Genomic DNA, 23,442 nt, shown 5'->3' on the forward strand with positions numbered 1-23,442 from the left:
GCGCTTGCTGTCCCCGGAATGCCACACTTTCTCCCGCCCATCCCCTCTCCCGCGGGCTGGGGTGGTCGGGCCGGACGCCCAGGGACTGTCGGTGGGGTGGCTGGGGCAGGTGGGCCGGACGCCCAGGGATGGTGACACGTCCGGGAGTGGTCGGTGCGATGGCTGGGGGCTTGGGCGGGGCCGCCGGTCGGTGGTTTCCGTCGGTGGCGGGCCCTTTCAGCGGCGGCACCCGCGCGTGACACTGGACGGCGTGTCCCCAGTCACGCGCGTTCCCGTGTTACGCGGCCGCGGCGCGGAGGAGAACGTCCTGCTGCGGCTGCTCGACGTCGCCCGGACCGGTTCCGGCGGGGCGCTGCTGCTGACCGGCGCGGCAGGCATGGGCAAGACGGCCCTGCTCGACCTGGCGGCCGCGCGGGCCTCCGGGTTCCGGGTGCTGCGGGTGTCGGGGGTGGAGTCGGAGTCGCGGATGCCGTACGCGGGGCTGCACGGCCTGCTGAGGCCGGTGTCCGCGGCCGTCGCGGCGCTGCCGGCCGCCCAGGCCCGCGCGCTGACCGAGGCCCTGGAGTCCGGGACCTGCGGGACGGGGCTCGCACTGCCCGCCGCCGTGCTCGGGCTGCTGTCGGCGGTCGCCGCCGAGCGTCCCGTACTGGCCTGCGTGGACGACGCCGACCGGCTGGACGCGGCGAGCCTGGACGCGCTCTCGTTCGTGGCCCGCCGCCTGTCCTGCGAACCGATCGCCATGCTCTTCACCACCAGACCCCCGGCCCCCGACGTACCGCCGCCAACCAGCATCTCCGCCTTCACCCCGGGCACGACGCCCCACACCGCCCCTCCCCCGTCCTCCCGTCCCGCCCCGTACGGCGAGCGGGAGCCCGAGGGGTTCGACGGCGGGGCGAGGCCGGGGTTCGAGGGGGTGCCCGCGCGGGAGTTGCGCGGGCTTGACGGGCCGGCGGTGCGGGAGCTGGCCGCGGATCTGGTGCCCGGCGGACTCGCCGAGGACCTGTCGGCCGCGCTCGACCAGATCGCCCGCGGAAACCCGCTGGCGCTGCGCGAGCTGATCGGCGCGCTCACCCCCGACCAGCGGGCCGGGCTCGCGGCGCCGCCCGCCGTCCTGCCTCCTGGTGGGCGGTTGTGGCGGGAGCACACGGGCGTGCTGACCCGGCTGCCCGCGCGTACGCGGTGGCTGTCGCTGCTGATCGCCGCCGATCCGGCCCTGGACGTGGCGACCCTGGCCAGGGCGGCGGCCCCGGCGTGCGCGTTGTCCGTGCTCGAACCGGCCGAACGGGCGGGCGTCCTGCGGGTCGACGGGGACACGTTCGTGTTCCTGGAACCCGCGATGCGGGCGGTCACCTACCACGCGGCGTCGCTGGCCGAGCGCCGCCGTGCCCACCGCCTCCTCGCCGACCTGCTCACCCCGCCCCGGAGCCTGCCCGCGAACGCCGCCGGCGCGGAGGCGCCCGGCCCGGGAACGGGCGTCCCGGACGGGGGTCTTGTGGAGGTGGATGGGTGGCGGAGGTTGCGGGGAGCTTGGCATCGGGCTTGGGCGGGGGCTGGTGAGGAGAAGGTGGGGGACGAGCTGGCGCGGGCGGCGCTGGCCGTGCGGTGGGCCGCCGGGAGCTCCGAGCCGTGCCTCGCCTCCGAGCGTCGTGCCGGGTTCCCCGAGCCCTATCTGGCGTTGGAGCGCGCCGCCGAGCTGACCGCTCATCCCGCGGTCAAGGCCGAGCGGCTGGCCGCCGCCGCCAGGCACGCCTGGGTGTCCGGACGTCCTCTGGCCGCGCGTTCCCTGCTGGCCCGGCTCAGGTCGCCCGGCGCGCCCGAGGAGCTGCGCGGCCACGTCCAGCTCCTGCGCGGCAGCCTGGAGCTGCTGGGCGGCGAGACCGGCAGCGCCCGCGAGGAGCTGCTGGCGGCGGCCCGCCGGCTGCTGGACAGCCACCGCCTGCTCGGCGTGCGGGCGCTGGTCCGCGCGGCGGACGCCAGCTACCGGGCGGGCGACAACCGGGCGTTCATCGCGATCGCCCGGCAGGCGGCGGCGCTGCGGCGTCCGGACGAGTCGGCGCCGGCGCAGCTCATGTTCGAGTACCTGGCGGGCATGGCCCACACCTTCAGCGGCCTGCACCAGGAGGCGGCCGGGCCGTTGCGGCGGGTGCTGGAGCTGGCCGGGTCGGTACGCGACCCGGCCGTGCTCACCTGGGCCTGCGTGGCGGGCATGCTGCTGGGCGAGGACGCGGTGGCCCACCGGCTGTCGGCGCGGGCCGTGGAGGAGGCCCGGCTGCGCGGGGCCGCGTCGGCGGTGCCGCAGCTCCTGGAGTTCACGATCTACCCCGACGTCTGGATGGGCCGGTACGCCTCCGTCGCCGCGACCGCCGCGAAGGGCCTGCGGCTGGCCCGCGAGACGGGCCAGCTGAACACCGCCGCCCAGCACCTGGCCTGGCTGGCGATCAGCGCCGCCGTGGAGGGCGACCAGGAGACGTGCAGGATCCGCGCGGACGCCGCCATCGAGCTGGCCGACGCCCACGAGCTGGGCCTGGCCGGCGCGGTCGGCAACTGGGCGCTGGCCTGCCTCGACCTGGCCGCGGGCCGCGTGGCCGACGCCGCCGGCAGGCTGCGGGCCGAGCGGCGCAACCACCACGTCGTCATCAGGGTCATGTCCACCCCGCACTACATCGAGGCGGCCGCCCGCACCGGCGACCGCGAGCGGGCCGCGGCCGCCCTGCGGGTGCTCGAACGCTGGGTCGGCAGCACGCGCAGCCCCGACCTGCGGGCGCTGGTCGCGCGCTGCCGGGCGCTGCTGTCGGTGCGTCCGGGCGAGGCCGAGGAGCTGTTCCGGGACGCCCTGCGGCTGCACGGCCAGGGCGTCTGCGCGTTCGAGTCGGCCCGTACGCACCTGCTGCTGGGCAGCGCGCTGCGGCGCGACCGGCGGCCCGGCGCGGCCAGGAACCACCTGCACACGGCGCTGGAGACGTTCGAACGGCACGGCGCGCGGCTGTGGACCGAGCAGGCCAGGGCCGAGCTGCGGGCCTCCGGCGAGCCCGTCCGCCCGGCCGCGGAGGCGACGGTGTCGCAGCTCACCGCGCAGCAGGCGCAGATCGCCCGCATGGTGGCCGCGGGCGCCACCAACAAGGAGGTCGCCGAGCAGCTCTTCCTCAGCAGGCGCACGGTCGAGCACCATCTCAGGAACATCTTCAGCAAGCTCGGCATCCGCTCACGGGTGGAGCTGGTCAGGTTCATGTCCTGAGCGATGCCGCCGGAAGGACCCAGGTGAACGTACGACGTCCGCGTGCCCTGCTCGTCATGGACCCCGCCAGCTTCGCCGAGCAGTTCCACGAGCCGCAGTTACGGCGGCTGCGCGAGCTGGCCGAGGTCGGCGACCCCGTCTCGACCGCCGATCTGGACGCGCCCGCGGCACGGCGCGCGCTGAACGCGGCCGACGTGCTGGTGACGTCGTGGGGCTGCCCGCCGCTGACCGCCGAGCGCCTGGCGGAGGCGTCCCGGCTGCGCGCGGTCTTCCACTGCGCGGGCTCGGTACGCGGGTTCGTCACGGACGAGGTCTGGCGCCGCGGCCTCCTGGTCACCACCGCGGCCGCCGAGAACGCGATCCCGGTGGCCGAGTTCACCCTGGCCGCGATCGTCTTCGCCGGGAAGAAGGCCCCGTTCCTCGCCCAGGACGCGCGCCTGCACCGCGAGGACCGGTCCTACCTGGCCCGCCGCGGCGAGCTGTCCAACCGCGGCAGGACGGTCGGCGTCGTCGGCTTCTCGCGGACGGGCCGCCGGGTCGTGGACCTGCTGCGCGTGCTGGAGCCGGCCGAGGTGCTGGTCGCCGACCCGTACGCGGACGCGGACGAGGTGCGCGCGGCCGGCGCCCGCCTGGTGGCGCTGCCCGAGCTGCTGGCCCGCTGCGACGTGCTCACCCTGCACGTCCCGGCGCTCCCTGCCACCCGTCACCTCATCGGGGCCGCCGAGCTGGCCCTGCTGCGCGACGGCGCGACCTTGATCAACACCGCCCGCGGCTCGGTCGTGGACACCGCCGCGCTGGAGCGCGAGTGCGTGGCCGGCCGGATCGACGCCATCCTCGACGTCACCGACCCCGAGCCGCTGCCGGCCGGTTCGCCGCTGTACGACCTGCCCAACGTCATGCTCACCCCGCACGTCGCCGGCTCGCTCGGCTCGGAGACCCGGCGGCTGAGCGAGAGCGCGCTCGACGAGCTGGAACGGCACGTGTCGGGCCGTCCGCCGCGCGCCCCGGTGACCGCCGGCGACCTAGGCGTGAGCGCCTGAGCCGGACGGCGCGCGGCACGAGACCGGTGATTTCACCGATGCACGGCTGACAGTGTGTCCCGACAATGGCGACAGACAGCAGTCACCCCCGATGAGCAGGGAGTTCGACGACGTGCAGCTCTCCACCCCCCACTTCGGCGCGCGAACGTTCACCAAGCTCGCCCTGGCCGTCACGCTGCTCGCCGGCGGCGTCGCGACGGCCCCGGCCGCCCACGCGGCCGGCCCGTACGAGCGCGGCCCCGACCCGACGAGCGCGGTCCTGGAAGCCGCGCGCGGCCCGTTCGCGACCGCGGAGCTCAGCGTCTCGCGGCTGAGCGTCTCCGGCTTCGGCGGCGGGACGGTCTACTACCCGACCGACACCAGCCAGGGCACCTTCGGCGCGATCGCCATCTCGCCCGGCTACACGGCGACCTGGTCCAGCCTCGCCTGGCTGGGGCCGCGGATCGCCTCGCACGGGTTCGTGGTGATCGGCATCGAGACCACCACGATCTACGACCAGCCGGCCAGTCGCGGCCGTCAGCTCCTGGCCGCGCTGGACTACCTGACCTCGGGCAGCCCGACGGCCGTGCGGAGCAGGATCGATCCGTCCCGGCTCGCGGTGGCCGGACACTCCATGGGCGGCGGCGGCACGCTGGAGGCGGCCGACGCGCGCCCGTCGCTCCAGGCGGCGGTGCCACTCGCGCCGTGGAACCTCACCAAGAGCTGGTCGGGCCTCCGGGTGCCGACGATGATCATCGGGGGTGAGGCCGACACGATCGCGCCGGTGGCGACCCACTCCGAGCCGTTCTACCAGTCGATCCCGTCGTCGGTGGAGAAGGCGTACCTGGAGCTGAACGGCGCCTCGCACTTCTTCCCGCAGGTCACCAACACCACGATGGCCAAGTCGATGGTGGCCTGGCTGAAGCGGTTCGTCGACGACGACACCCGCTACGACCAGTTCCTGTGCCCCGCCCCGCGCGGGACCGCGATCGAGGAGTACCGCGACACCTGCCCGATCACCTGACGGGCCGAGCCCCGGAGCCGGTGACGCCCGCCGTCACCGGCTCCTCCGGCGTTCCCGACAGTTTCCCGGCGCACCCTCGCGAGCCACGCGAGCCGTGTGGCCCCGCGCGGCGAGCCACGCGAGCCGTGCGGTCCCGCGCAGACCGTGCGGGCCTACCGATCGGCCGCGACGGAGCCGTGCGGCGAGGGATCTCCCTGACCGGCCGCGCCCCGGGGCTTCCAGCCGGCCGGCGGGTCCTCGCCCACCAGGCCGTCGACGGCCTCGCGGAGGAGGTCGGCGTGGCCGGTGTGGCGGCCGTACTCCTCGATGAGGTCGCACAGCAGGCGGCGCAGGCTGGCGTGGCGGCCGTCGGGCCAGGACAGGTGGACGAGCCGCGCCGGGCCGCCGTCGGCCAGCGCCGCGCCGATCCGGGCGCGTGAGCGCTCGACCGCGTCGTCCCACAGGGCGTAGAGGTCGGCGGGGCTGTCGTGCACGGCGGAGGTGAACGACCAGTCGGGGCCGTTCCAGTCGGCCGACTCCCACGGCTCGCCGAGCGGGGCGCCGGTCAGCCTGACAGTGGACAGATGGTCCTCGACCAGGGCCAAGTGCTTGAGCAGGCCGCCGAGGGTGAGCGCGGAGGCGCCGACGCGGGCCCGCAGCCCCTCGGCGTCGAGGCCGTCGGCCTTCCAGCGGAAGGTCGTGCGGAGGCGGTCGAGCGTCCCGAGCAGGTGTTCGGCCTCGCTGCCCGCGATGGGCGGCTCCCAGGGGGTGTCACTGTCGGTCATGCAGACCACCGTAGGACCCGCCACCGACAAAAACCGGCGCCCTTCCCACGCGCCACGCCCTCCCGCAGGCCGCGCCCACCGCAGCGCGCCCGCCTCGCCGTACGCGCCACGCCCACCGCACCGCAGGGCGCCCAACGCGCCACACCCACCGCGCCCGCCTCGCCGTACGCGCTGTGCCGCGTTCGTCGCCGGGGGTCAGCGGAAGGCGGCGGCGTTGCGCCGGGCCCAGCCCGCGAACGTGCCGGGGGCCCGGCCGAGGATCTTCTCGACGTCGGGACTGACGGTCCGCTCGCGGACGTTGGGGGTGCCGAGGATGTCGAGGGTGGTGTCGGCGACGGGGGCCGGCATGAACGTGAGCATCTGGGCGCGGGCCTCCTCGCGGGACTGCTCGGTGAAGGTGACGGGCTCGCCGATCGCCTCGGCGATGGCCGCGGCCCGCTCGCGCGGGGTGGTGCGGGCGGGACCGGTCAGCTCGTACGTCGCGGCAGCGTGGCCCGGCTCGGTGAGGACGGCGGCGGCCACTGCCGAGATGTCCTCCGGGTCGACGATCGGCAGGCCGACGTCGCCGAAGGGCGCGGCCACTTCACGGCCGGACCGGACGGACGGGGCCCAGGCGTAGGCGTTGGAGGCCAGGCCGCCCGGACGCAGGATCGTCCACTCGGCGCCGGAGTTCATGACGGCGTGCTCGAAGGCGGCGAAGGACTTGCCGTGCGAGACGGAGTCGGGGCGCGTGGCCACGCCCTGGGAGGAGAGCAGGACGATCCTGCCGGCCCCGGCGAACGGGGCCACCACGCGGGCCGGGTCCCCGGCCATCATCAGGTCGCCGCCGATGAGCAGGAAGACCGCGTCCGACGCGGCCGGCAGGTCGGCGGAGGGACGGGACAGGTCGGCGGCGACCGCGCGCACGCCGGACGGCACGTCGGACGGGGTGATGCGGCGCGACACGGCGGTCACCTCGTGGCCCTGCTCGGCGAGCAGGCGGACCAGCGTGCGGCCGACGTTCCCGGTGGCGCCCGTGACAACGAACATGGTGGTTCTCCTCAGTCATTAGTTAGTTGCCTGACTAAGAAGAACCGTAGCACAGAAACTAAGTCATACAACTAACTTCGATCGGGGAAGGTGTGAGAGCCACCCACGCCGGGGACATCTGGGCAAATGGGGACGGCGTTCGCCACGGCGGCACTGGCCGGGCAAGGATGGACCCAGCTGGGAGAACTGGGCCTGGCCCTGCTGCTGTCGGCCGCCATCGGGCTCGAACGCGAGGTCCGCCAGAAGAGCGCCGGCCTGCGCACCCACACGCTGGTCGGCTTCGCCTCCGCGCTGATCATGCTGGTGTCCAAGTACGGCTTCGCCGACGTCCTGGGCGACAACGTCACGCTCGACCCCTCCCGGGTGGCCGCGCAGATCGTGTCGGGCATCGGGTTCATCGGCGGCGGCCTGATCTTCGTCCGCCGGGACGCGGTGCGCGGCCTCACCACCGCCGCGGTGGTCTGGCTGACCTGCGCGGTCGGCATGGCCGCCGGGGCCGGACTGTGGCTGCTGGCGGTCGCCGTCACCGCCGGCCACTTCCTGGTCCTGTTCGCCTTCACCCCACTCAGCGCCCGGCTGCCCCGCTCGAAGTACGCCCAGTCGCGCCTGCACATGACCTACCTCGACCGCCACGGCGCGCTCCGGCGGGTGCTGGCGCTGTGCAGCGACAGGGGCTTCGTCATCGCCGAGCTCACCCTGGAACGCGACCACCCGGGCAAGGACCGGGAGTCGATCTCGATCTGGCTCGTCGTCCAGGGCGCGGGGCCGGTCGAGGTGCTGATCACCGAGCTGCTGGAGATCGACGGCGTGCTCGGCGTCTCCAGCGTCGACCTCGACGTCACCACGCCCTGACACCGGCGGGAGCCGCACAACCGTTCAAGACCGGAGCCCGTCCCTGCCGCTACAACGGTGGCGGCGGGACACGGAGAGCGGGAGGGCGGATGGCCGGAACGGGATTCATCGGACTGGGGATCATGGGCCGGCCCATGGCGCTCAACCTGGTGCGGGCGGGCACGCCGGTCGTCGTCTGGAACCGTACGGCCGCCGGGTGCGAGCCGCTGCGGGCGGCCGGCGCGCGGGTGGCGGCGAGCCCGGACGAGGTGTTCGCGCAGGCCAGGGTCGTGCTGCTCATGCTCGCCGACGAGGCCGCCGTGGACGCGGTGCTCGGGCGCGGCACGCCGCGGTTCGCGTCCATGGTCGCGGGGCGGATCGTGGTGCACATGGGCACGACGTCCCCGGCGTACTCGGCGGACCTGGGCGCGGCGCTGCGGGCGGCCGGCGGCGACTACGTCGAGGCGCCCGTGTCGGGCTCGCGCGGCCCGGCCGAGGCCGGGCGGCTGGTGGCGATGCTGGCCGGCGAGCCCGCGGCGGTCGAGGAGGTACGCCCCCTGCTCGCGCCGATGTGCGCGGGGACGATCGCGTGCGGCCCGGTCCCCGGCGGGCTGCTGATGAAGCTGGCGGTGAACATCTTCCTGATCACCATGGTCAGCGGCCTGGCCGAGGCCGCGCACTTCGCCGCCCGGCACGGCCTGGACCTGGACAGGTTCGCCCAGGTGCTCGACTCGGGCCCGATGGCCAGCGACGTGTCGCGAGGAAAGGTCCGCAAGCTGCTGGACGGCGACTTCGCCGCCCAGGCGGCCATCGCCGACGTGCTGAAGAACAACCGGCTCATCGCCGGGGCGGCGCGGGCGTCGGGCGTGGCCTCGCCGCTGATCGACGTCTGCCACGCGCTGTTCGCCGAGACCCTGGCGCTCGGGCACGGCACGCTGGACATGGTGGCCGTGGTCCGCGCGATCGAGGCCAGGACCGACGGCCGCCAGGTGAGCGCCGCGGCGGACGCGCCGGGCGTCAGGTGAGCGCCGGGGTCCATTCGCCGGGCGTCAAGGCGAGGGCCGCGGTCCATTCGCCGGGGGTGAGCCCGTAGGCGCGCTTGAACATGCGGGTCAGGTGGCTCTGGTCGGCGAAGCCAGCGCGCAGCGCGGCCTCCCGCAGCGGCAGGCCGCCGCGCATCGCCCGCCGGGCGACGTCGAGCTGCCGCATCGTCCTGAACCGGGTCGGGCTGGTGCCGAAGGCGGCGCGGAACTGGCGGGCGATCGTCCAGCGGTCGAGCCCCGAGACGCGTTCGAACTCGGCCACCGGGTGCCGGGTCGCGGGGTCGGCGGCGATGAGCTCGCGCACCCGTGCCAGCGCCTCGACCGCGAGGGGTCGCGCCGCCGCCGGACGGGGACGTCGGCGTGGCGCTCCAGGGCCGCCGCGACCAGCAGCGCCACCTCCAGCCGGGCCAGCTCCTCCAGGGGCTCGTCCAGGTGCCGCAGCCAGGCGAGCAACACCGGCGACATCCCCTCCGGCCGCACGACCGGGTCGGCGACGAACGGCAGCGCCCGGCCGCCCAGCGCCTCCTGGATCAGGTACGGGTCGACGTAGAAGATCCGGTAGCCGAAGCCCGCGTCGGTGCCCGCGGCCCCGTCGTGCAGCTCGTCGGGGTGCAGGACGTGCCACTCCCCCGGCAGGCATCGCCGCAGCTCGCCGCGGTAGCGGAAGGTCTGCACGCCGGCGAGCGTGACGCCGATCGCGTACGTGTCGTGGCGGTGGGGCGCGAACGCCTCGCCGACGAGCGAGGCCGCCAGCCGCTCGATGCCCTCGGCGGGCGGGCCGAAGCGCAACCGGTGTCCCGGCCGCCCCGCCCCGCCGCGGACAGGTCGTGTCTCCACCACCCCAGTGTCGGCCCAGTGCCGGCCGTCGAGCCAGACCTCACCCCTCCGGCGCGGTCAGCGCCCGCGCGTCGTTGCCGACGATCGGGTTGCGCACGCTGCCGAGGCGTTCGGCCTCGACCTCGACGACGTCGCCGGGCCGCAGCAGCCACGGCGGGGTGCGCGCGTAGCCGACCCCGGCGGGCGTGCCGGTGGCCAGCAGGTCGCCGGGCCGCAGCGTGAACGTGCGCGAGATCAGGGCCAGCGTGTCGCCGACGCCGTAGACCATCTCGTCGGTACGCCCGTCCTGGACGACCTCGCCGTTCACCCGGGTCCGCACCCGCAGCCCCGCACGCAGGTCACCGACCTCGGACGCGGGCACCAGCGGGCCGAGCGGGCCGGAGCGGTCGGCGTTCTTGCCGAGGATCCACTGGCTGGTGAGCTTCTGCGCCCTGCGCGCGGTGAGGTCGTTGAAGACCGAGTAACCGGCGACCGCGGCCAGTGCCTCCTCCGGGTCCGCGTCCACCAGAGGCGCGCCGACGTACGCGACCACCTCGCCCTCCCAGTCCAGGCCGTCCTCGCCCGAGGGCACCGGCACCGGGACGCCGCCCACGGTCAGCGACCGCGTCCAGCGGGCGAACAGCGTCGGGTGCGGCGGCACGCCCTCACCGGCGTAGGAGCCCTCGGCGACGTGCCTGAGGTAGTTCAGCCCGACGCAGATCACCCGGGCCTCCGGCAGCACCGGCGGCACGAGGGTGACCGACGCGACCGGGACCCGCTCCCCGTCCGGCTCGCGGGCCAGGAACGCGGCCGCGCCCGCCCAGAACCGCTCCAGCGGGGCGAGCACGGTGACCTCGGCCCCGTCGGCCGACAACGCGCCCGCCTCTACGCCCCCGGCGGCGTTCCGGCGGATCCCGACGATCCTCATCGCTCATCTCCTCAAGGCGGCGAAAACCTGCTAAGGGTCCGCAGGTTTTGTGATTGGATCCGGACTATGCCCTACCACCCCTCGCCCGGACAACCGGCCGCCGCGCTCGGACAGGGCGCGGGTACGCGGGCCGAGCGGCTGGCCGCCGCGCTCGACGACCGGATCAGATCGCGCGGGCTGGGTCCCGGGGAGCCGGTCGGCACGCTGGAGTCGCTGCGCGCGGAGACGGGCCTGGGTTACGCGACGGTCAGCGAGGCCGTCCGGCTGCTGCGCGACCGGGGCGTGCTGGAGATCCGGCCGGGCCGCGGCGGCGGGCTGTTCGTCGCCGACCCCGGCCCGGTGGTGCGGCTGCGGCACACCCTGCTCGGCGTCACCGAGGAGCCGGGCACGGTCGCCGACGCCGTCGAGCTGCGCGACCACCTGGAGGAGCTGATCGACGTCGGCGCCGCCCGCCACCGCACCCGCCGGGACGTCGCCGACCTGCGCCGCCTGCTGCGACGGCTGCGCGCCGCGCCCGGCTGGGACGCCTTCATGCGCGCCAACTGGGCCCTGCACGAGCGCATCGCCGCCATCAGCCCGAACGCCATGGCCCGGGCCGTCTACATCGGCACGCTCGGCCATCTGGGCGCCGCGTCCCCGCGCCCCGACGACGCGGCCGGCGCCGGCTACCGCGAGCTGCGCCACCAGATCCACGCCGACCTGGTCGAGGCGATCGCGGCCGGCGACGAGAGCGCCGTACGGGACGCCGTCGCCCGGCACAACACCACCGCCTGAGACAGACCGGAGAGCCCTCATGCCCGGCGAGTACCGCCAGTACCTGTTCCCGCACGACCACCCGCGGCTGGCCGGCGTACGCGGCCTCGACCCCTACGCCTACCGCGAGCTGGCCAGGAGACCGGGGACGTTCACCGGCGGCCTGATCGAGGGCTGGACCCCGCTGTACGGGAACGACTTCCGCGGCGTCACCGAGGACGGCGTCCTGCGGGACGGCCTGTACCCGCTGACACCGGCCGCCCCCGGCGAGGAGGCGCCGGTCGCCGCGATGGTGTCGGCCGCCCGCGCCCTGCTGGCCTGCCTCGACGACGAGGGCCGCGAACGCCTCTCGCACGAGGTCGACGCCGTGGCCTGGCAGACCTGGGCCAATCCGGAGTTCATGCAGTTCGACACCGGCCTGCGGCTGGACCTGCGACCGCCGGCCGTCAGGGAGAAGGCGCTGGCGCTGGTGGCCGCCTCGCTCTCGCCCGAGGGCGGCCGGCTCGTCCGCGCGGTGATGCGGGTCAACGGCTTCCTGGGCGAGGTCGTCGGCCTGGAGACGATACTCAACGAGTTCAGCTACAACTTCGCCCTCTACGGCACGCCCGACCCGCGGGCCCCCTGGGGCTGGCAGCTCTACGGCCACCACTGCGCGCTCAACTGCCTGGTCGTCGAGGGCCGCATGGCGCTGTCGCCGGTGTTCCTCGGCGCCGAGCCCGACGAGATCGACGCCGGTCCGCACGCCGGCCTGCGCGACCTGTTCGCCGACCGGGTCGCCCGCGGCCTCCGGCTGATGGCCGCCCTGCCCGAGGAGCAGCGCCGGCAGGCCGTCGTCTACGAGCGCATGGTCGACCCGGCGATGCCCGAGGGACGGGTGCACCCGGGGGACGAACGCCATCTGGCCGGGGCGTTCCAGGACAACCGCGTGATCCCGTTCGAGGGCGTACGGGTCGCCGCCATGCCCACGGCGGCCCGGGAGCGCGCGCTGGCCGTCGCGGAGTCGTTCGTCGGCCTGCTCCCGGCGGGGCCGCGCGCCGCCCGGCTGCGGGAGATCGCCGCGCACCTCGACGAGACCTGGTTCTGCTGGATCGGCGGCCACCGGCCGGGCGACGTCTTCTACTACCGGCTGCAGTCACCGGTGATCGTCGCCGAGCTCGACCACCACCGCGGCGTCTTCCTCGACTACGACACGCCCAAGCCGTTCCACGTCCACACCGTGCTGCGCACGCCGCACGGCAACGACTACGGCCGCTCGTGGGTCCGGCAGTGGCGGGCGGGTCAGGACTCGGGCTGGAGGTAGACGACCGTGGACATCGGGACGCGTTCGCGAATGCGTCGTTCAGCCTTGGCCAGTGCCTCGGCCACGGCGTCCCCCTGGTCGGCGACGGTGACGCGGGCGGCGACGAGCAGTTCCTCCGGGCCCAGGTGCAGGGTGCGCAGGCGGGTGAAGGAGGCGACGGCGTCGTCCTCGCGCAGGGCCTCCTCGATGGCCCGCTGGACCTCCGGCGACGCCGACTCACCGATGATCATGCTCTTGGTCTCGGTGGCCAGGGTGACGGCCACGATGATCAGGAGCACGCCGATGGCGATCGAGCCGATGCCGTCGTAGACCGGGTCGCCGGTGACCAGCGCGAGCGTGACCCCGATGAGGGCGAAGGCCAGCCCGAGCAGGGCGGCGGTGTCCTCCAGCAGGACCACGGGCAGCTCGGGGGCCTTGGCCTCGCGGATGTAGCGCGCCCACGACCGGCCGCGGCGGACCCGGTTGGCGTTGCGCACCGCCGTGCGCAGGGACAGGCCCTCCATGACGATCGCGCCCACCAGCACCCCGATCGCCCACGGCCAGCTCTCCAGGGGTTTCGGGTGGCTGATCTTCTCGTAACCCTCGTACAGGGCGAACAGGCCGCCGCCGAAGAACAGCACGACCGAGACCAGGAAGGCGTAGAAGTACCGCTCGCGTCCGTAACCGAAGGGATGGGACGGCGTGGGCCCGCGCTTGGCGCGGGACTGGCCGAGCAGCAGCAAGCCCTGGTTGCCCGAGTCGGCGAAGGAATGGATGCCCTCGGCGAGCATCGAGGACGAGCCGGTGAAGAAGAACGCCACGAACTTGGTGACGGCGATCCCCAGGTTGGCGGCCAGCGCCGCGTAGGTCGCCTCCTGCGAGCCCTTACCGCTCACGCCGTCCCCGCAACCGGTGCCGCAACCGGTGCTCGTACAGGCTGTCGCGTCATCACGTTCCTCCCGTGCGGGTGAGCTGTCGGATGCGTGCCTTTGCCCCGTGGGCCCGCGGGCACACCTTGATCCGGCGTCCGAATGGACATGCACAACGTGCATTGATGCGCGTCGTGCATGTTTGTAGGGTGGAACGGCCCGCACCCGAGAGAACAGGACGTGCCGATGAGCGACCGCAGCCTGACCGACGACTCCCCCGGCGCGAGCCCCACGGCGATGCGCCGGATCCTGCCCGCCGACCTGGTCGAGCGCGGCGGGTGCCCGTTCGACCCGCCGCCGGGCCTGCGGGAGCGGCGCGGCCAGGACCCGGTCCGGCCGGTGGAGCTGCTCAACGGCGCGCGGGCGTGGCTGGTCACCGGCTTCGACGAGGCCCGCACCGTCCTGTCGGACGCCCGCTTCAGCGCCGACCGGGTCCGCCACCGCGAGGCCACGTCGCTGCAGCCGCACGAGGTGGCCGAGCAGGCGGCCGGCGCCCTCCCGGCGGGCCCGTCCGTCGAGAGCCGCGAGGACGGCTTCTTCGTGTTCATGGACCCGCCCGAGCACACCCGCATCCGCCGGCTGCTGACCGGCCAGTTCACCGTACGGCGCATGCGGGAGCTGGAGACCCGGGTCACCGAGATCGCGGTCGAGCACATCGAGGCGATGAAGGCGGCCGGCACGCAGGCCGACCTCGTGCCGTCGTTCGCGCTGCCGCTGCCGTCCCTGGTCATCTGCGAGCTGCTCGGCGTCGACTACGCCGACCGCGCCGAGTTCCAGGAACGCACCTCCGTCGGGCTGAACGCCAACTCCACCGACGAGGAGCGGGCCGTGGCGGGCGTCGAGCTGTACGCGTTCATGCAGCGGCTGGTGGCCGCCAAGCGCGCCGAGCCGGCCGACGACCTGCTGTCGGGGCTCGTCCACGACGCCGACCCGCCGCTGACCGACGCCCAGCTCGTGGACGTCGCCCTCGTCCTGCTCGGCGCGGGCCACGAGACCACCGCCAACATGCTGGGGCTCGGGGCCTTCGCCCTGCTGGAGCACCCCGCCCAGCTCGCCGCCCTGCGGGCGGACCCGTCCCTCGTCGACAACGCGGTCGAGGAGCTGCTGCGCTTCCTGAGCATCATCCAGCTCGGCGTCAGCCGCGTCACGACCGAGCCCGTCACGCTGGGCGGCGCCGACCTGCCCGCCGGCGCGACCGTCGTGATCGCCACGCCCGAGGTCAACCGCGACCCCCGCCACTGGCCCGACGCCGACCGCTTCGACGTCAACCGCGCCCGCGTCCCGCACCTGGCCTTCGGGCACGGCGTGCACCAGTGCCTGGGCCAGCAGCTCGCCCGGGTGGAGATGCGCATCGGCCTCAAGGAGCTGATCACCCGCCTGCCGGACCTGCGGCTGGGGGTGCCGGCCGACCAGGTGCCGGTGCGCAACGAGATGCTCATCTTCGGCGTGCACTCCCTGCCCGTCGCCTGGTCCTGACCGGGCGCGACGCGCGCCGGAGCCCCGTCGCCTCGCCGGAGCCCATAATGAGGACCGTGGCAGAGGAGGCCGGGGTGGTTCAGCTCGCATCGGGCGGCGGGGAGCCCGCGTCGCCGGCCGTCGGCCGCCGCGAACGCAAGAAGCAGGCCACCCGCGCCGCCCTCCGCGAGGCGGCGCTCCGGCTGGCCCTGCGCCACGGCGTCGAGAACGTGACCGTCGAGCAGATCGCCGGCGAGGCCGACATCGCGCTGCGCACGTTCTTCAACTACTTCTCCAGCAAGGAGGAGGCGGTGGTGGCCCCGCTGGCCGCCGCCGCGCAGGAGCTCATCGCCCGGTTCAGGGCCCGGCCGCGGACCGAGCCGGTGCTGCGCGCCTTCCGCGAGGCCGTGCTGACGGTCATGAACGAGAGCGACGCCGCCGGCCGCGAGCACGTCCGGGCGTTGCAGCTCGTCCGCTCGGCGCCCACGCTGGTGCCCCAGCAACTGGCCGTGCTCGCCGCGCAGGAACAGGCCCTGGCGGAGGCGATCGCCGAGCACATCGGCCACCCCGCCCCCGGCCGTCCCGGCGACACCGGATATCCCCTGCTGTGCGCGGCCGCGGCCCTGACGGCGCTGCGCGTCGTCCTCGACCAGTGGCTCCGGCAGACCGCGGCCGCCGCGGGGCCGCCGGACACCGCCCTGCTCGGACGGCGGATCGACACGGCGATCGACCAGCTCACCGCCGGCCTCGACCACCCCGGCCACCCCGAGCCCGCCAGGCAGCCGGCCGCGAGGTGAGCAGCCCCTTCGGGGGCGGTACGGGCTGTCCGGCGGGCAGATCCGGCGCTAGTGTCGGCAGTCTCCGGTGATGATCGACTTGGGAGGGCGTCGTGCGGCGTGTCCTGATCCTGCTGGCCCCGATCGCGGCCCTCGCCACCGGGCTGGTCGTCGCCCGGCGGCGCCTGGTCATCGTCCGGATCAGCGGGGCGAGCATGCTGCCGACCTACCGCACCGGCGACCGGGTGCTCGTCCGCCGGACGACGGGGGCGGGCGTCGGGCGCGGTCAGGTCGTGGTGCTGCAGACGTTGCCGCCCGGGGGCGAGTGGCGTACCGGGCCGCTGCCGGCGCCGGGTGCGGCCAGGTGGTTCATCAAGCGGGCGGTGGCCGTGCCGGGCGACCCGGTTCCGCCCGAGGTCGCGGGCCGGGTGGGGGCGTCGCCCGGCGACAGGGTCCCGGCGGGCCGGCTGGTGGTCCTGGGTGACGGGCCGGTCAGCGAGGACTCGCGGGTGTGGGGTTACGTGCCGTTCGACCGGGTGCTCGGCGTCGTCGTCCGGGCGCTGTCGCCTGCCCGTGAGCCCTGAGGGGCGGCCGGCTCGTAGCCCTGGGCCTGGAGGGTGAACAGGCTCGCGTACTCCCCGCCGAGCGCCATCAGCTCCGCGTGCGAGCCCTGCTCGGCGATCCGCCCTTCGGCGAGCACGACGATCACGTCCGCCTCCCGGACCGCGCCCAGCCGGTGGGAGATCAGCAGGCTGGTGCCTCCGGCGCGGTGGCGGCGCAGGCTCTGGTGGATGGCGTGCTCGGCCTGCGCGTCCAGGCCGGAGCTCGGCTCGTCCAGCACGAGCAGGTCGCGGCCCTTCCGCATCAGGGCGCGGGCCAGCGCGAGGCGCTGCCACTGACCGCCGGACAGCACCACTCCGGCCTGGGGGTCGTCCCGGTCGCCGAAGAAGATCCGGCTCAGCAGCGTGTCGTAGCCCCGCGGCAGCGCGGCCACCGTCTCGTGGACGCCGGCCAGCCGGGCGGCGGCCTCGACCCGCCCCCGGTCGCCGATCGCCTCGACGTCGCCGAGCCCGATGTTCTCGGCCGCGGTCAGGTCGTAGGACATGTAGTCCTGGAACACCGCGCCGATGCGGCCGCGCAGCTCGGCGGGGTCCGTCTCGCGCAGGTCGACGCCGTCCCAGAGGATGGACCCGCGCACCGGGTCGTACAGCCGGCAGATCAGCTTGACCAGGGTGCTCTTGCCCGCGCCGTTCAGGCCGACGAGGGCCAGCGAGCCGCCGCGGGGGATGAAGAGGTCGACCCCGCGCAGCACCCACGGATGGCTCTCGTCGTACCGGAACCAGACGTCGCGCACCTCGATGCCCTCGCGCAACGCCGGGACGGGCCGCGGCCGCCCCGGCACGGGCAGGTCGGGCGGGTCGGCGACCACGTCGAGGTAGTGCCCGAACATCAGCAGCGCGTTGTGCGCGTCCGCCGACTGGCCGACGATCGATGCCAGCGCCGACTGCACCCCGGCCACGGCCGCGACGAACACGGCGACGTCGCCGACGCTCAGCGCGCCCGACGCGGCGGCGATGATCGCCCAGAGCAGGCCGGCCGCCGCGACGGCCGCCCCCACCAGCGACAACGCTCCCTGGGTACGCAGGGTCCGGCGGGCGAGCCCCTGCTCGGCGGCGTTGACCGCGCGCAGCTCGCCCAGCATCCGGCCGCGCAGCAGGTCGCCGAGGCCGAACAGGCGGATCTCCTTGGCCGCGTCGGGGCTGGTGAGCAGCCCGGCGAAGAAGATCTGCCGCCGGGCCCTGGAGCTGACGCCCCACATCATGCCCGCGCGGCGCCGGGACAGGTCGAGCTGGGCGCGGACCGAGGGGATCGCCGAGAGCGCCACGACGACGATCATCCCCGGCGCGAGCACGGCCAGCGCCGCGGTGAACCCGGCGAGGGTGACGGCTCCCTGGGCGATCCCCAGGGTCGAGCGGACGATCCGCTGCGGCGCGTTCTGACCGGCCTCCTGCGCCAGCCGTACGCGGTCGTGGAAGGCCGGGTTCTCGAACCGGCTCAACCCCGGATGGGCGTTGACGGCCTGGAACAGCCGGTCCTGGATCAGCACCTGGAGCGCGCGGCGGAGCTGCTCCTGGGCGTACTCCGCGACCGCGGGCAGGGCCGCGCCGGCCAGGCCGGTCACGCCGAGAGCCACGCCGGGCGGCAGCAGTTCGGCGGGCCCCGCCCCGGCGGCCAGGCCGTCGAGGACGAGCTTGGTCAGCCACGCCGCGGCCACCGGGACCAGGCCCATGAGCAGCACCGCGATCCCCGACCCCAGGACGGCGGCCGGGTGCGCCCGCCAGGCGAGCGCCACGGCCGCGCGCGCACCGCGTCCCCGGGCGGCCCCGCCGGGCCCGGCGGGAGGGGTCATCGGCGGGTGACCGCCGGCAGCCTGCCCGGGGCGGTGTCGGCCGCCACGACCACCGCGTCGCCGTCGACCAGGAAGAAGCTGGGGAACTGCGAGACCTGCAGCGCCCTGCTCACCGGGCCGCCCATCGGCTCCACGACGACGGTGGCCGAGGTCAGCTCGCGGGTGAATCGCCGGGCCTCCTCCGGGTCGCCCGTCACCACGGCCAGCACGCGCTCGGGACGCGTGTCGGCGAGGTAGGACGTGAACTCCGGCAGCAGCTCGTGGCAGGACGCGCACTCGGTGGAGAACACCGCCACCACGGAGACCCCCGAGAAGAACGCGCGCGACACGGTCCCGCCGTCGGCGGCGGTCGCGCTGAACTCGCCGATCGTCGTGCCCGGCTGCACCGTCGGGGGACGCGTCGGCCCCAGCTCCGACAGCTGCAGCGTGTGCGCGCGCAGGCGGCGGATCACCGCCAGGGTCAGCACCAGGTTCACCAGGCACAACAGTCCGACGATGACGACGGCGGCGGCGAGATAGGGCATGCGGGCTCCTCAGGGGTGACGCGGTTGTGCGGCGAACAGGTCGGCGAGGTCGTCGAAGAAGATCACGATGACGGCGAGGACGCCGCCGGCCAGCACGCTCAGGGCGACGCCCGCCGGATGCGGTGCGGCGTGCCCCGGCACGAGCCCGGCGGCGACGAGCGCGAGCAGCCCGGCGTTGCGGACGAGGTGGCGGCGGCCGAGCGGCGTCCCGGCGGCGCCGAAGCACCGGCACGGCGTCGTGGAGCCCGACCGCATCGCCCTGACGATGCCGGCGCAGAAACCCACCAGGACGGTGCCGGCCAGCATCATGCCGGCCCGCACTGTCCCGGGGATCGCCAGCAGTACGACGACGCACCCTTCGGCCAGGACGACGGCGCCGCTCAGCGCCGTGACGGCCCGCGGCCCCAGGGGGACCAGGCCGCGCACGGACCCGCGGAACCCGGCGAACGCGGACCTGCCGCGCACCTTGCCGGCCACCGCGACCAGGAAGACCACGCCCAGCGTCACCCGGCAGGCCAGCGCGACGTACTGCATGGCTGTCATGGGAGATCGGGAGGGGGCGTCAGCAGTAGTCGAAGCTGCCGCAGCTGACCGTGCCGCTGGAGTCGTGGTAGCAGCAGGTCCGGCAGAACTTGCCCTGGCAGCACCAGTCGGTCCAGCACGCGGCCGACGCGTTCGCCGAGGGGAGGAGTTTGTCGAGGAGGCGGTCTCCCAGCTGGTTGAGTGCGCGGATCATGGCAGCTCCTTGCGTGGGGATCTTTACGCGATCAACGTCGCCCAGCAAGAGACCGGAGTTAACGGAGAGATCGGCTGAGACTGGAGTTGGCTTTGAGCAGCAAGTGATCTTGACATTTCGGATCTGATCTTTATGCGCACGTAGGCCGTCGGTGTCGTTCACTGTCCGTTCTGGTGAACCAGGGGGCCCGATTTCTTGAACGCCGCGCGCGAGGCGTCCTTGAGCCACTTGGCCGCGGCGGCGGCTCGGGTGAGGTTCGTGTAGACGGCCAGGGTGCGGATCACGTACCGGCCGCGCTGCCCGGTCCACGAGTAGAGCTGCACGTCCCACCAGTTCGACGTGTAGCAGATTCCGGTCGACCCCGGACCCGTCTGCGGGCACCGGATGCCCCATTCCTGCGCGTAGACGTTCTTGAGCCTTCCGTACGCGGCGCCGGCCCGGCCCGAGTCCTTCAGCGGGACGACCCAGACGGTCACCATGACGCGTCCCTTCGGGGCGCCCGAGCTGACGTAGACGCCCACGGCCATGTCGTCGCAGCGCGCCTTGCGCAGGGCGGACTTGACCCTGGCGACGGGCCACGGGCTCGGGCAGTCCTCCACCCCGGCCGCCTTACGGCTGAAACGCACCCCCATGGCGCTCGTGAACGACTGCGGGAGCAGGGCGTCGGCCGTGATCGGGGTCGGGTCCGTGCTCTCCTTGTCGAGGTCGGCGGGGGTGAACGGGTCCTCGCGCGGCTTCTCCGAAGCGGTCTGGGAAGGCGTCTGAGAAGGCGTCGGCGTGTCAGAGGGGCTCGGCTGCGGGGAGGAGGCAGCGGTGGAGGGGCGGCCGCTCGACAGCGCTCCCCGTACCGCGTTCTTGGCCACGGCTCGTACGCCCACCACGACCAGCACCAGAGCGACCGCTCCGGCGCCGACGGCCAGGCCGATCCGCTTCGACCGGCCGCCACCGCCACCGTCGCCGTCGCCGGGGGGACGGGGAGGGACGCCCCATCCAGGCGGCCCGTGCGGCGCCGTCGGGACGGGAGGTTCGTCGCCGGTCAGGCGGCGTACCAGGGCGGCGGCGTCCGGCCGGGCCGTGGGATCCTTGACCAGGCAGGCCGCCAGCGCCGGACGAAGTTCCGGCGGCACCGACGACAGGTCGGGTTCGCGGGTCAGAATGGCGTGCATGATCGCGGGGAAGGTGTCCCCGCGGAAGGCCTGCCGCCCGGTGGCCGCGTAGACCATGGTGGCCGCCCAGCTGAACATGTCGGCCGCCGGGGTGATCGGCGCTCCCCCGAACTGCTCCGGCGCCATGTAGACGGGGGTGCCCATCACGCTGTGCGTGGCCGTCTGGGCGGTCACCCTGGCGATCCCGAAGTCGATCACCACGGGCCCCTCAGGGCCCATGATCACATTGTGCGGCTTGAAGTCGCGGTGGATGATCCCGGCCCGGTGGATGGCCGCCAGCGCGGTGAGCGTGGCCACCGCGAGCCGCTCCAGCCCGCTGCCCGAACGCGGCCCCTCGGTCCTGACCAGCAGGTCGAGCGACGGCCCCGGGATGTGCTCGCTGACGATGTACGGCCGGCCGCCCACCAGGCCCGTGTCCAGCACCCGCGCGGTGCAGAACGCGGCGACCCGGCGGGCCGCCTCGGCCTCGCGCAGGAAGCGGCGGCGTGCGTTCTCGTCCGCCGCGGCATCGGCGTGCAGCACCTTGATCGCGACCTGCTCGCCGGACGGCGCCCGGCCCAGGTAGACCGTTCCCTGACCGCCTCGCCCCAGCACTTCGACCAGCTGATAGGGGCCGATCCACGATAAGTCTTCCGGCGTGAGCGACTGCACGAGATCTCACCCTAGCGCTCGCCGGCAAGATCTCCTCAATGCCACACACAGTGGGTCAAGTCACTGCGGAGCACCCGGACCATTGGGATGTCCGGGCGGCGTCGGGGTGGCGTCCGGGCGGCATCGGGGCGGCATCCGGGCGGCGTTCGGGCCGTCAGGTGCGGCGGGCTCGGCGGCACCTGACGGTCGTCACCGTCCGGCCGGGGCGCCGGGCCTACTCGGGCAGCAGGCCGTTCAGCGCACCGCCGCGGCCGGACTTCGCTTTCCGGCCGGCGGCCGGAGAGGTCCCTGCCTGCTCGGCGGCGTCGAACCTGGCCAGGTAGGCGTTGATGAAGTGGTCGCGGATGCCGTCGGCGCCGGGGGCCAGCGGGTCGGCGGTGGCCCCGGCGAACCGGTCGATCAGGCCGGTCACGGTCGGCATCCTGTCGTGCAGCTTGCCGTGGGTGTCGAAGTACCGTTCTTCGGCGACGTGGTGGAACAGCGGAGCGGGCGGGAGCTGGGCGACGATGTCGTTGTTGTTGACGAAGCGGAAGGTGCGTCCGCCGAAGGCCTGGTCGTAGGCGGCGGCGAGCTTGGGACAGCAGGTACGGGGCTGGCCGTAGGTGTACACGCCGTCGGCGAGCAGCGTGGGGTCCTCGAAGTGGGTACGGGCGGCGGCGAGCATGGCCAGCGCGCCGCCGAGGCTGTGCCCGGTGAACCACAGCGACTGGCGCGAGGTGTGCCACTCCTCCAGGGTGTGCAGCAGGGCGGGGTGCACGACGTCCAGGGCGCGGTAGAAGCCGGCGTGGATGTTGCCGTCGGCGGCGGTGTACGGGGTGAGCAGGGTGTCGGCGTCCGAGAGCCAGTCGCGCAGCTCCTCGGGCTGGGTGCCGCGGAAGGCGACGATGATCATGTGGTCGCTGGCCGCGACGTACGCCTGGGTGTCCTCCAGCGGGAACGGCGCGGCGTGCGGCACGCGGAAGCTTCTGACACGGTCGAAGCCCCAGCCGTTGGCGGTGGCTCGGATCTCGGGTTCGTCCCTGTAGGCCAGGGCGGCGGCGTGGGCCAGGCGGCGGGCCTGGGCCAGGGTGTAGCCGGTGGCGGCGTGGTCGAAGGTGATCGCGGTCATGGACGTCCCCCGTGTGAAGCGCTCCGAGCTGTCGTCACTGTCCGTACCCGCTGCTTGACCAAGCGTCCGCGCTGTGCGGGTATGCCGCCTTCCATGTCGACGTGCTCGGACGTTCAGCGGCCCGGCCGCGACGGGCTGCCGGTCAGGCCGCTCGCGTCGAGGGTGAAGGTCTGCCCGTCGGCCGGGAAGACGATGTTGGGCCGGTCGGAGCCGGTGACGTCGTCGCCCAGGTGGGTGGGGATGAAGGTGCGGTCGGGCCAGCGTCCGGCCAGGGCCTCCACGTCGTCCAGGCCCATGTGGCCGGCCCTGGAGGTGCGGAAGGACGTGTCGAGCACCACGACCGCGCCGGTGGCGGCGAGGTCCTCCACCGACGGGCAGTACACGGTGTCGCCGGTGTAGCCCAGCGTGGTGGACTCGTCGTCGGTGACGGCGTAACCCAGCGCGATCGGCGTGGTGTGCTGCACCGGCAGGGCCCGCACCAGGTAGTCGCGTCCCTGACCGGGGCCCTGCCATCGGCCGCCGTCATGGCCGAACTCGACGAATCGCGGCCGCAGGTTGGGCTCGACGGTCTCCCAGGTGCCCGGATAGCTGATCTGGAACAGGTGCCGGATGCGTTCTTCCAGCCCGGTGGGCCCGAGCAGGACGAGCTCACGGTCGCGCTCGCGCAGCAGCCCCTGCTCCATGAGCAGGAAGATGATGTCGAAGAAGTGGTCGGCGTGGAAGTGTGTGATCAGGCAGATGTCGATGGCCGTCAGGTCGATCCCGCCGCGGCGCATCGCCTTGACCGAGCCGTTGGGTGTGTCGATGAGGAGCGTGCCGTCGATGAGCGCACTCGCGCTCATCCGGTCGGTGAAGATCGATCCAGTGCCGATGAGATGCAACCGCATGCGGTTCCTTTCCGTCACGGGGGACGTGGGCAGGGAGGGATGCCCTGCGTCAGGCTGCCGAGGGACTCGGCATCGCACA

At 74.2% G+C, this 23,442-nt stretch carries 21 protein-coding genes and 2 pseudogenes; 10 read left to right on the top strand and 13 right to left on the bottom strand.

The window, feature by feature from the left end; all coding sequences use genetic code 11:
• Window positions 1–250: 250 nt before the first annotated feature.
• From ACNF49_RS45780 to ACNF49_RS45790, 3 genes are all read left to right on the top strand, one after another.
• Window positions 251–3,235 (top strand): helix-turn-helix transcriptional regulator, encoded by a 2,985-nt coding sequence (locus ACNF49_RS45780; RefSeq protein WP_482941647.1) that lies wholly within the window; start codon window positions 251–253, stop codon window positions 3,233–3,235.
• A 23-nt stretch (window positions 3,236–3,258) separates the two neighbouring features.
• Window positions 3,259–4,275 (top strand): hydroxyacid dehydrogenase, encoded by a 1,017-nt coding sequence (locus ACNF49_RS45785; RefSeq protein ID WP_482941648.1) that lies wholly within the window; start codon window positions 3,259–3,261, stop codon window positions 4,273–4,275.
• A 91-nt stretch (window positions 4,276–4,366) separates the two neighbouring features.
• Window positions 4,367–5,278, top strand: a complete 912-nt coding sequence (locus ACNF49_RS45790; RefSeq protein WP_357979535.1) for an alpha/beta hydrolase family protein — start codon at window positions 4,367–4,369, stop codon at window positions 5,276–5,278.
• Window positions 5,279–5,430: 152 nt separating this feature from the next.
• Here the strand turns inward: ACNF49_RS45790 and ACNF49_RS45795 are convergent, their stop codons facing one another.
• The gene (locus ACNF49_RS45795) at window positions 5,431–6,042 is read right to left on the bottom strand and encodes a mycothiol transferase (RefSeq protein ID WP_482941649.1); all 612 of its coding nucleotides are present in this window, start codon (window positions 6,040–6,042) and stop codon (window positions 5,431–5,433) included.
• A gap of 195 nt (window positions 6,043–6,237) precedes the next feature.
• Complete coding sequence (locus ACNF49_RS45800; RefSeq protein ID WP_357979531.1) at window positions 6,238–7,071, bottom strand: SDR family oxidoreductase; 834 nt, start codon at window positions 7,069–7,071, stop codon at window positions 6,238–6,240.
• Between the two features lie 126 nt (window positions 7,072–7,197).
• Between ACNF49_RS45800 and ACNF49_RS45805 the strand changes: the two genes are divergently transcribed.
• Together ACNF49_RS45805 and ACNF49_RS45810 are read left to right on the top strand one after the other, a co-directional pair.
• Window positions 7,198–7,923: an MgtC/SapB family protein gene (locus ACNF49_RS45805; protein WP_482941650.1), complete on the top strand. Its 726-nt coding sequence runs from the start codon at window positions 7,198–7,200 to the stop codon at window positions 7,921–7,923.
• Window positions 7,924–8,012: 89 nt separating this feature from the next.
• Window positions 8,013–8,927, top strand: a complete 915-nt coding sequence (locus ACNF49_RS45810; protein WP_482941651.1) for an NAD(P)-dependent oxidoreductase — start codon at window positions 8,013–8,015, stop codon at window positions 8,925–8,927.
• A gap of 88 nt (window positions 8,928–9,015) precedes the next feature.
• Here ACNF49_RS45810 and ACNF49_RS45815 read toward each other — a convergent pair.
• From ACNF49_RS45815 to ACNF49_RS45825, 3 genes and pseudogenes are all read right to left on the bottom strand, one after another.
• Window positions 9,016–9,249 (bottom strand): annotated as a pseudogene (locus ACNF49_RS45815) (helix-turn-helix domain-containing protein); the annotation flags it as partial.
• A 158-nt stretch (window positions 9,250–9,407) separates the two neighbouring features.
• A pseudogene (locus tag ACNF49_RS45820) lies at window positions 9,408–9,785 on the bottom strand (AraC family ligand binding domain-containing protein); the annotation flags it as partial.
• A gap of 37 nt (window positions 9,786–9,822) precedes the next feature.
• A complete protein-coding gene (locus ACNF49_RS45825; protein WP_482941652.1) occupies window positions 9,823–10,689 on the bottom strand; it encodes a fumarylacetoacetate hydrolase family protein in 867 nt (288 codons plus the stop codon).
• Between the two features lie 66 nt (window positions 10,690–10,755).
• On the opposite strand from ACNF49_RS45825, the gene ACNF49_RS45830 reads away from it, so the two are divergent.
• Window positions 10,756–11,463, top strand: coding sequence for a FadR/GntR family transcriptional regulator (locus ACNF49_RS45830; RefSeq protein ID WP_357979521.1), 708 nt, complete (start codon window positions 10,756–10,758; stop codon window positions 11,461–11,463).
• A 19-nt stretch (window positions 11,464–11,482) separates the two neighbouring features.
• Window positions 11,483–12,742: a DUF3500 domain-containing protein gene (locus ACNF49_RS45835; protein WP_482941653.1), complete on the top strand. Its 1,260-nt coding sequence runs from the start codon at window positions 11,483–11,485 to the stop codon at window positions 12,740–12,742.
• On the opposite strand, the gene ACNF49_RS45840 is transcribed toward ACNF49_RS45835, so the two are convergent.
• The gene (locus tag ACNF49_RS45840; RefSeq protein ID WP_482941654.1) at window positions 12,721–13,617 is read right to left on the bottom strand and encodes a cation diffusion facilitator family transporter; all 897 of its coding nucleotides are present in this window, start codon (window positions 13,615–13,617) and stop codon (window positions 12,721–12,723) included. The two genes, ACNF49_RS45835 and ACNF49_RS45840, sit on opposite strands and share 22 nt — an antisense overlap.
• 219 nt (window positions 13,618–13,836) lie before the next feature.
• On the opposite strand from ACNF49_RS45840, the gene ACNF49_RS45845 reads away from it, so the two are divergent.
• The 3 genes from ACNF49_RS45845 to ACNF49_RS45855 all read left to right on the top strand — a co-directional run bounded on the left by ACNF49_RS45845 (window position 13,837) and on the right by ACNF49_RS45855 (window position 16,465).
• The gene (locus ACNF49_RS45845) at window positions 13,837–15,126 is read left to right on the top strand and encodes a cytochrome P450 (RefSeq protein WP_482941655.1); all 1,290 of its coding nucleotides are present in this window, start codon (window positions 13,837–13,839) and stop codon (window positions 15,124–15,126) included.
• A gap of 74 nt (window positions 15,127–15,200) precedes the next feature.
• Window positions 15,201–15,902, top strand: a complete 702-nt coding sequence (locus ACNF49_RS45850) for a TetR/AcrR family transcriptional regulator (protein ID WP_357979513.1) — start codon at window positions 15,201–15,203, stop codon at window positions 15,900–15,902.
• Between the two features lie 92 nt (window positions 15,903–15,994).
• Window positions 15,995–16,465 carry a S26 family signal peptidase gene (locus ACNF49_RS45855; RefSeq protein ID WP_482941656.1) on the top strand — a complete coding sequence of 157 codons (471 nt, stop codon included), beginning with the start codon at window positions 15,995–15,997 and terminating at the stop codon, window positions 16,463–16,465.
• On the opposite strand, the gene ACNF49_RS45860 is transcribed toward ACNF49_RS45855, so the two are convergent.
• From ACNF49_RS45860 to ACNF49_RS45890, 7 genes are all read right to left on the bottom strand, one after another.
• The gene (locus tag ACNF49_RS45860) at window positions 16,399–18,291 is read right to left on the bottom strand and encodes an ABC transporter ATP-binding protein (protein WP_482941657.1); all 1,893 of its coding nucleotides are present in this window, start codon (window positions 18,289–18,291) and stop codon (window positions 16,399–16,401) included. The two genes, ACNF49_RS45855 and ACNF49_RS45860, sit on opposite strands and share 67 nt — an antisense overlap.
• Window positions 18,288–18,815 (bottom strand): TlpA family protein disulfide reductase, encoded by a 528-nt coding sequence (locus ACNF49_RS45865; RefSeq protein ID WP_482941658.1) that lies wholly within the window; start codon window positions 18,813–18,815, stop codon window positions 18,288–18,290. Before ACNF49_RS45865 ends, ACNF49_RS45860 begins: the two co-directional genes overlap by 4 nt.
• 9 nt (window positions 18,816–18,824) lie before the next feature.
• Window positions 18,825–19,358 (bottom strand): MauE/DoxX family redox-associated membrane protein, encoded by a 534-nt coding sequence (locus tag ACNF49_RS45870; protein ID WP_498703516.1) that lies wholly within the window; start codon window positions 19,356–19,358, stop codon window positions 18,825–18,827.
• 19 nt (window positions 19,359–19,377) lie between these two features.
• Complete coding sequence (locus ACNF49_RS45875) at window positions 19,378–19,551, bottom strand: hypothetical protein (protein ID WP_352318817.1); 174 nt, start codon at window positions 19,549–19,551, stop codon at window positions 19,378–19,380.
• 158 nt (window positions 19,552–19,709) lie between these two features.
• Window positions 19,710–21,368: a serine/threonine-protein kinase gene (locus tag ACNF49_RS45880; RefSeq protein ID WP_482941660.1), complete on the bottom strand. Its 1,659-nt coding sequence runs from the start codon at window positions 21,366–21,368 to the stop codon at window positions 19,710–19,712.
• Between the two features lie 214 nt (window positions 21,369–21,582).
• Window positions 21,583–22,476, bottom strand: coding sequence for a lipase family protein (locus tag ACNF49_RS45885; RefSeq protein WP_357979501.1), 894 nt, complete (start codon window positions 22,474–22,476; stop codon window positions 21,583–21,585).
• 113 nt (window positions 22,477–22,589) lie between these two features.
• Entirely contained in the window at window positions 22,590–23,363 is a 774-nt protein-coding gene (locus ACNF49_RS45890; protein ID WP_357979499.1) for an MBL fold metallo-hydrolase, read from the bottom strand.
• Window positions 23,364–23,442: the final 79 nt, after the last annotated feature.

The sequence above is a fragment of the Actinomadura sp. ATCC 39365 genome (assembly GCF_054392275.1).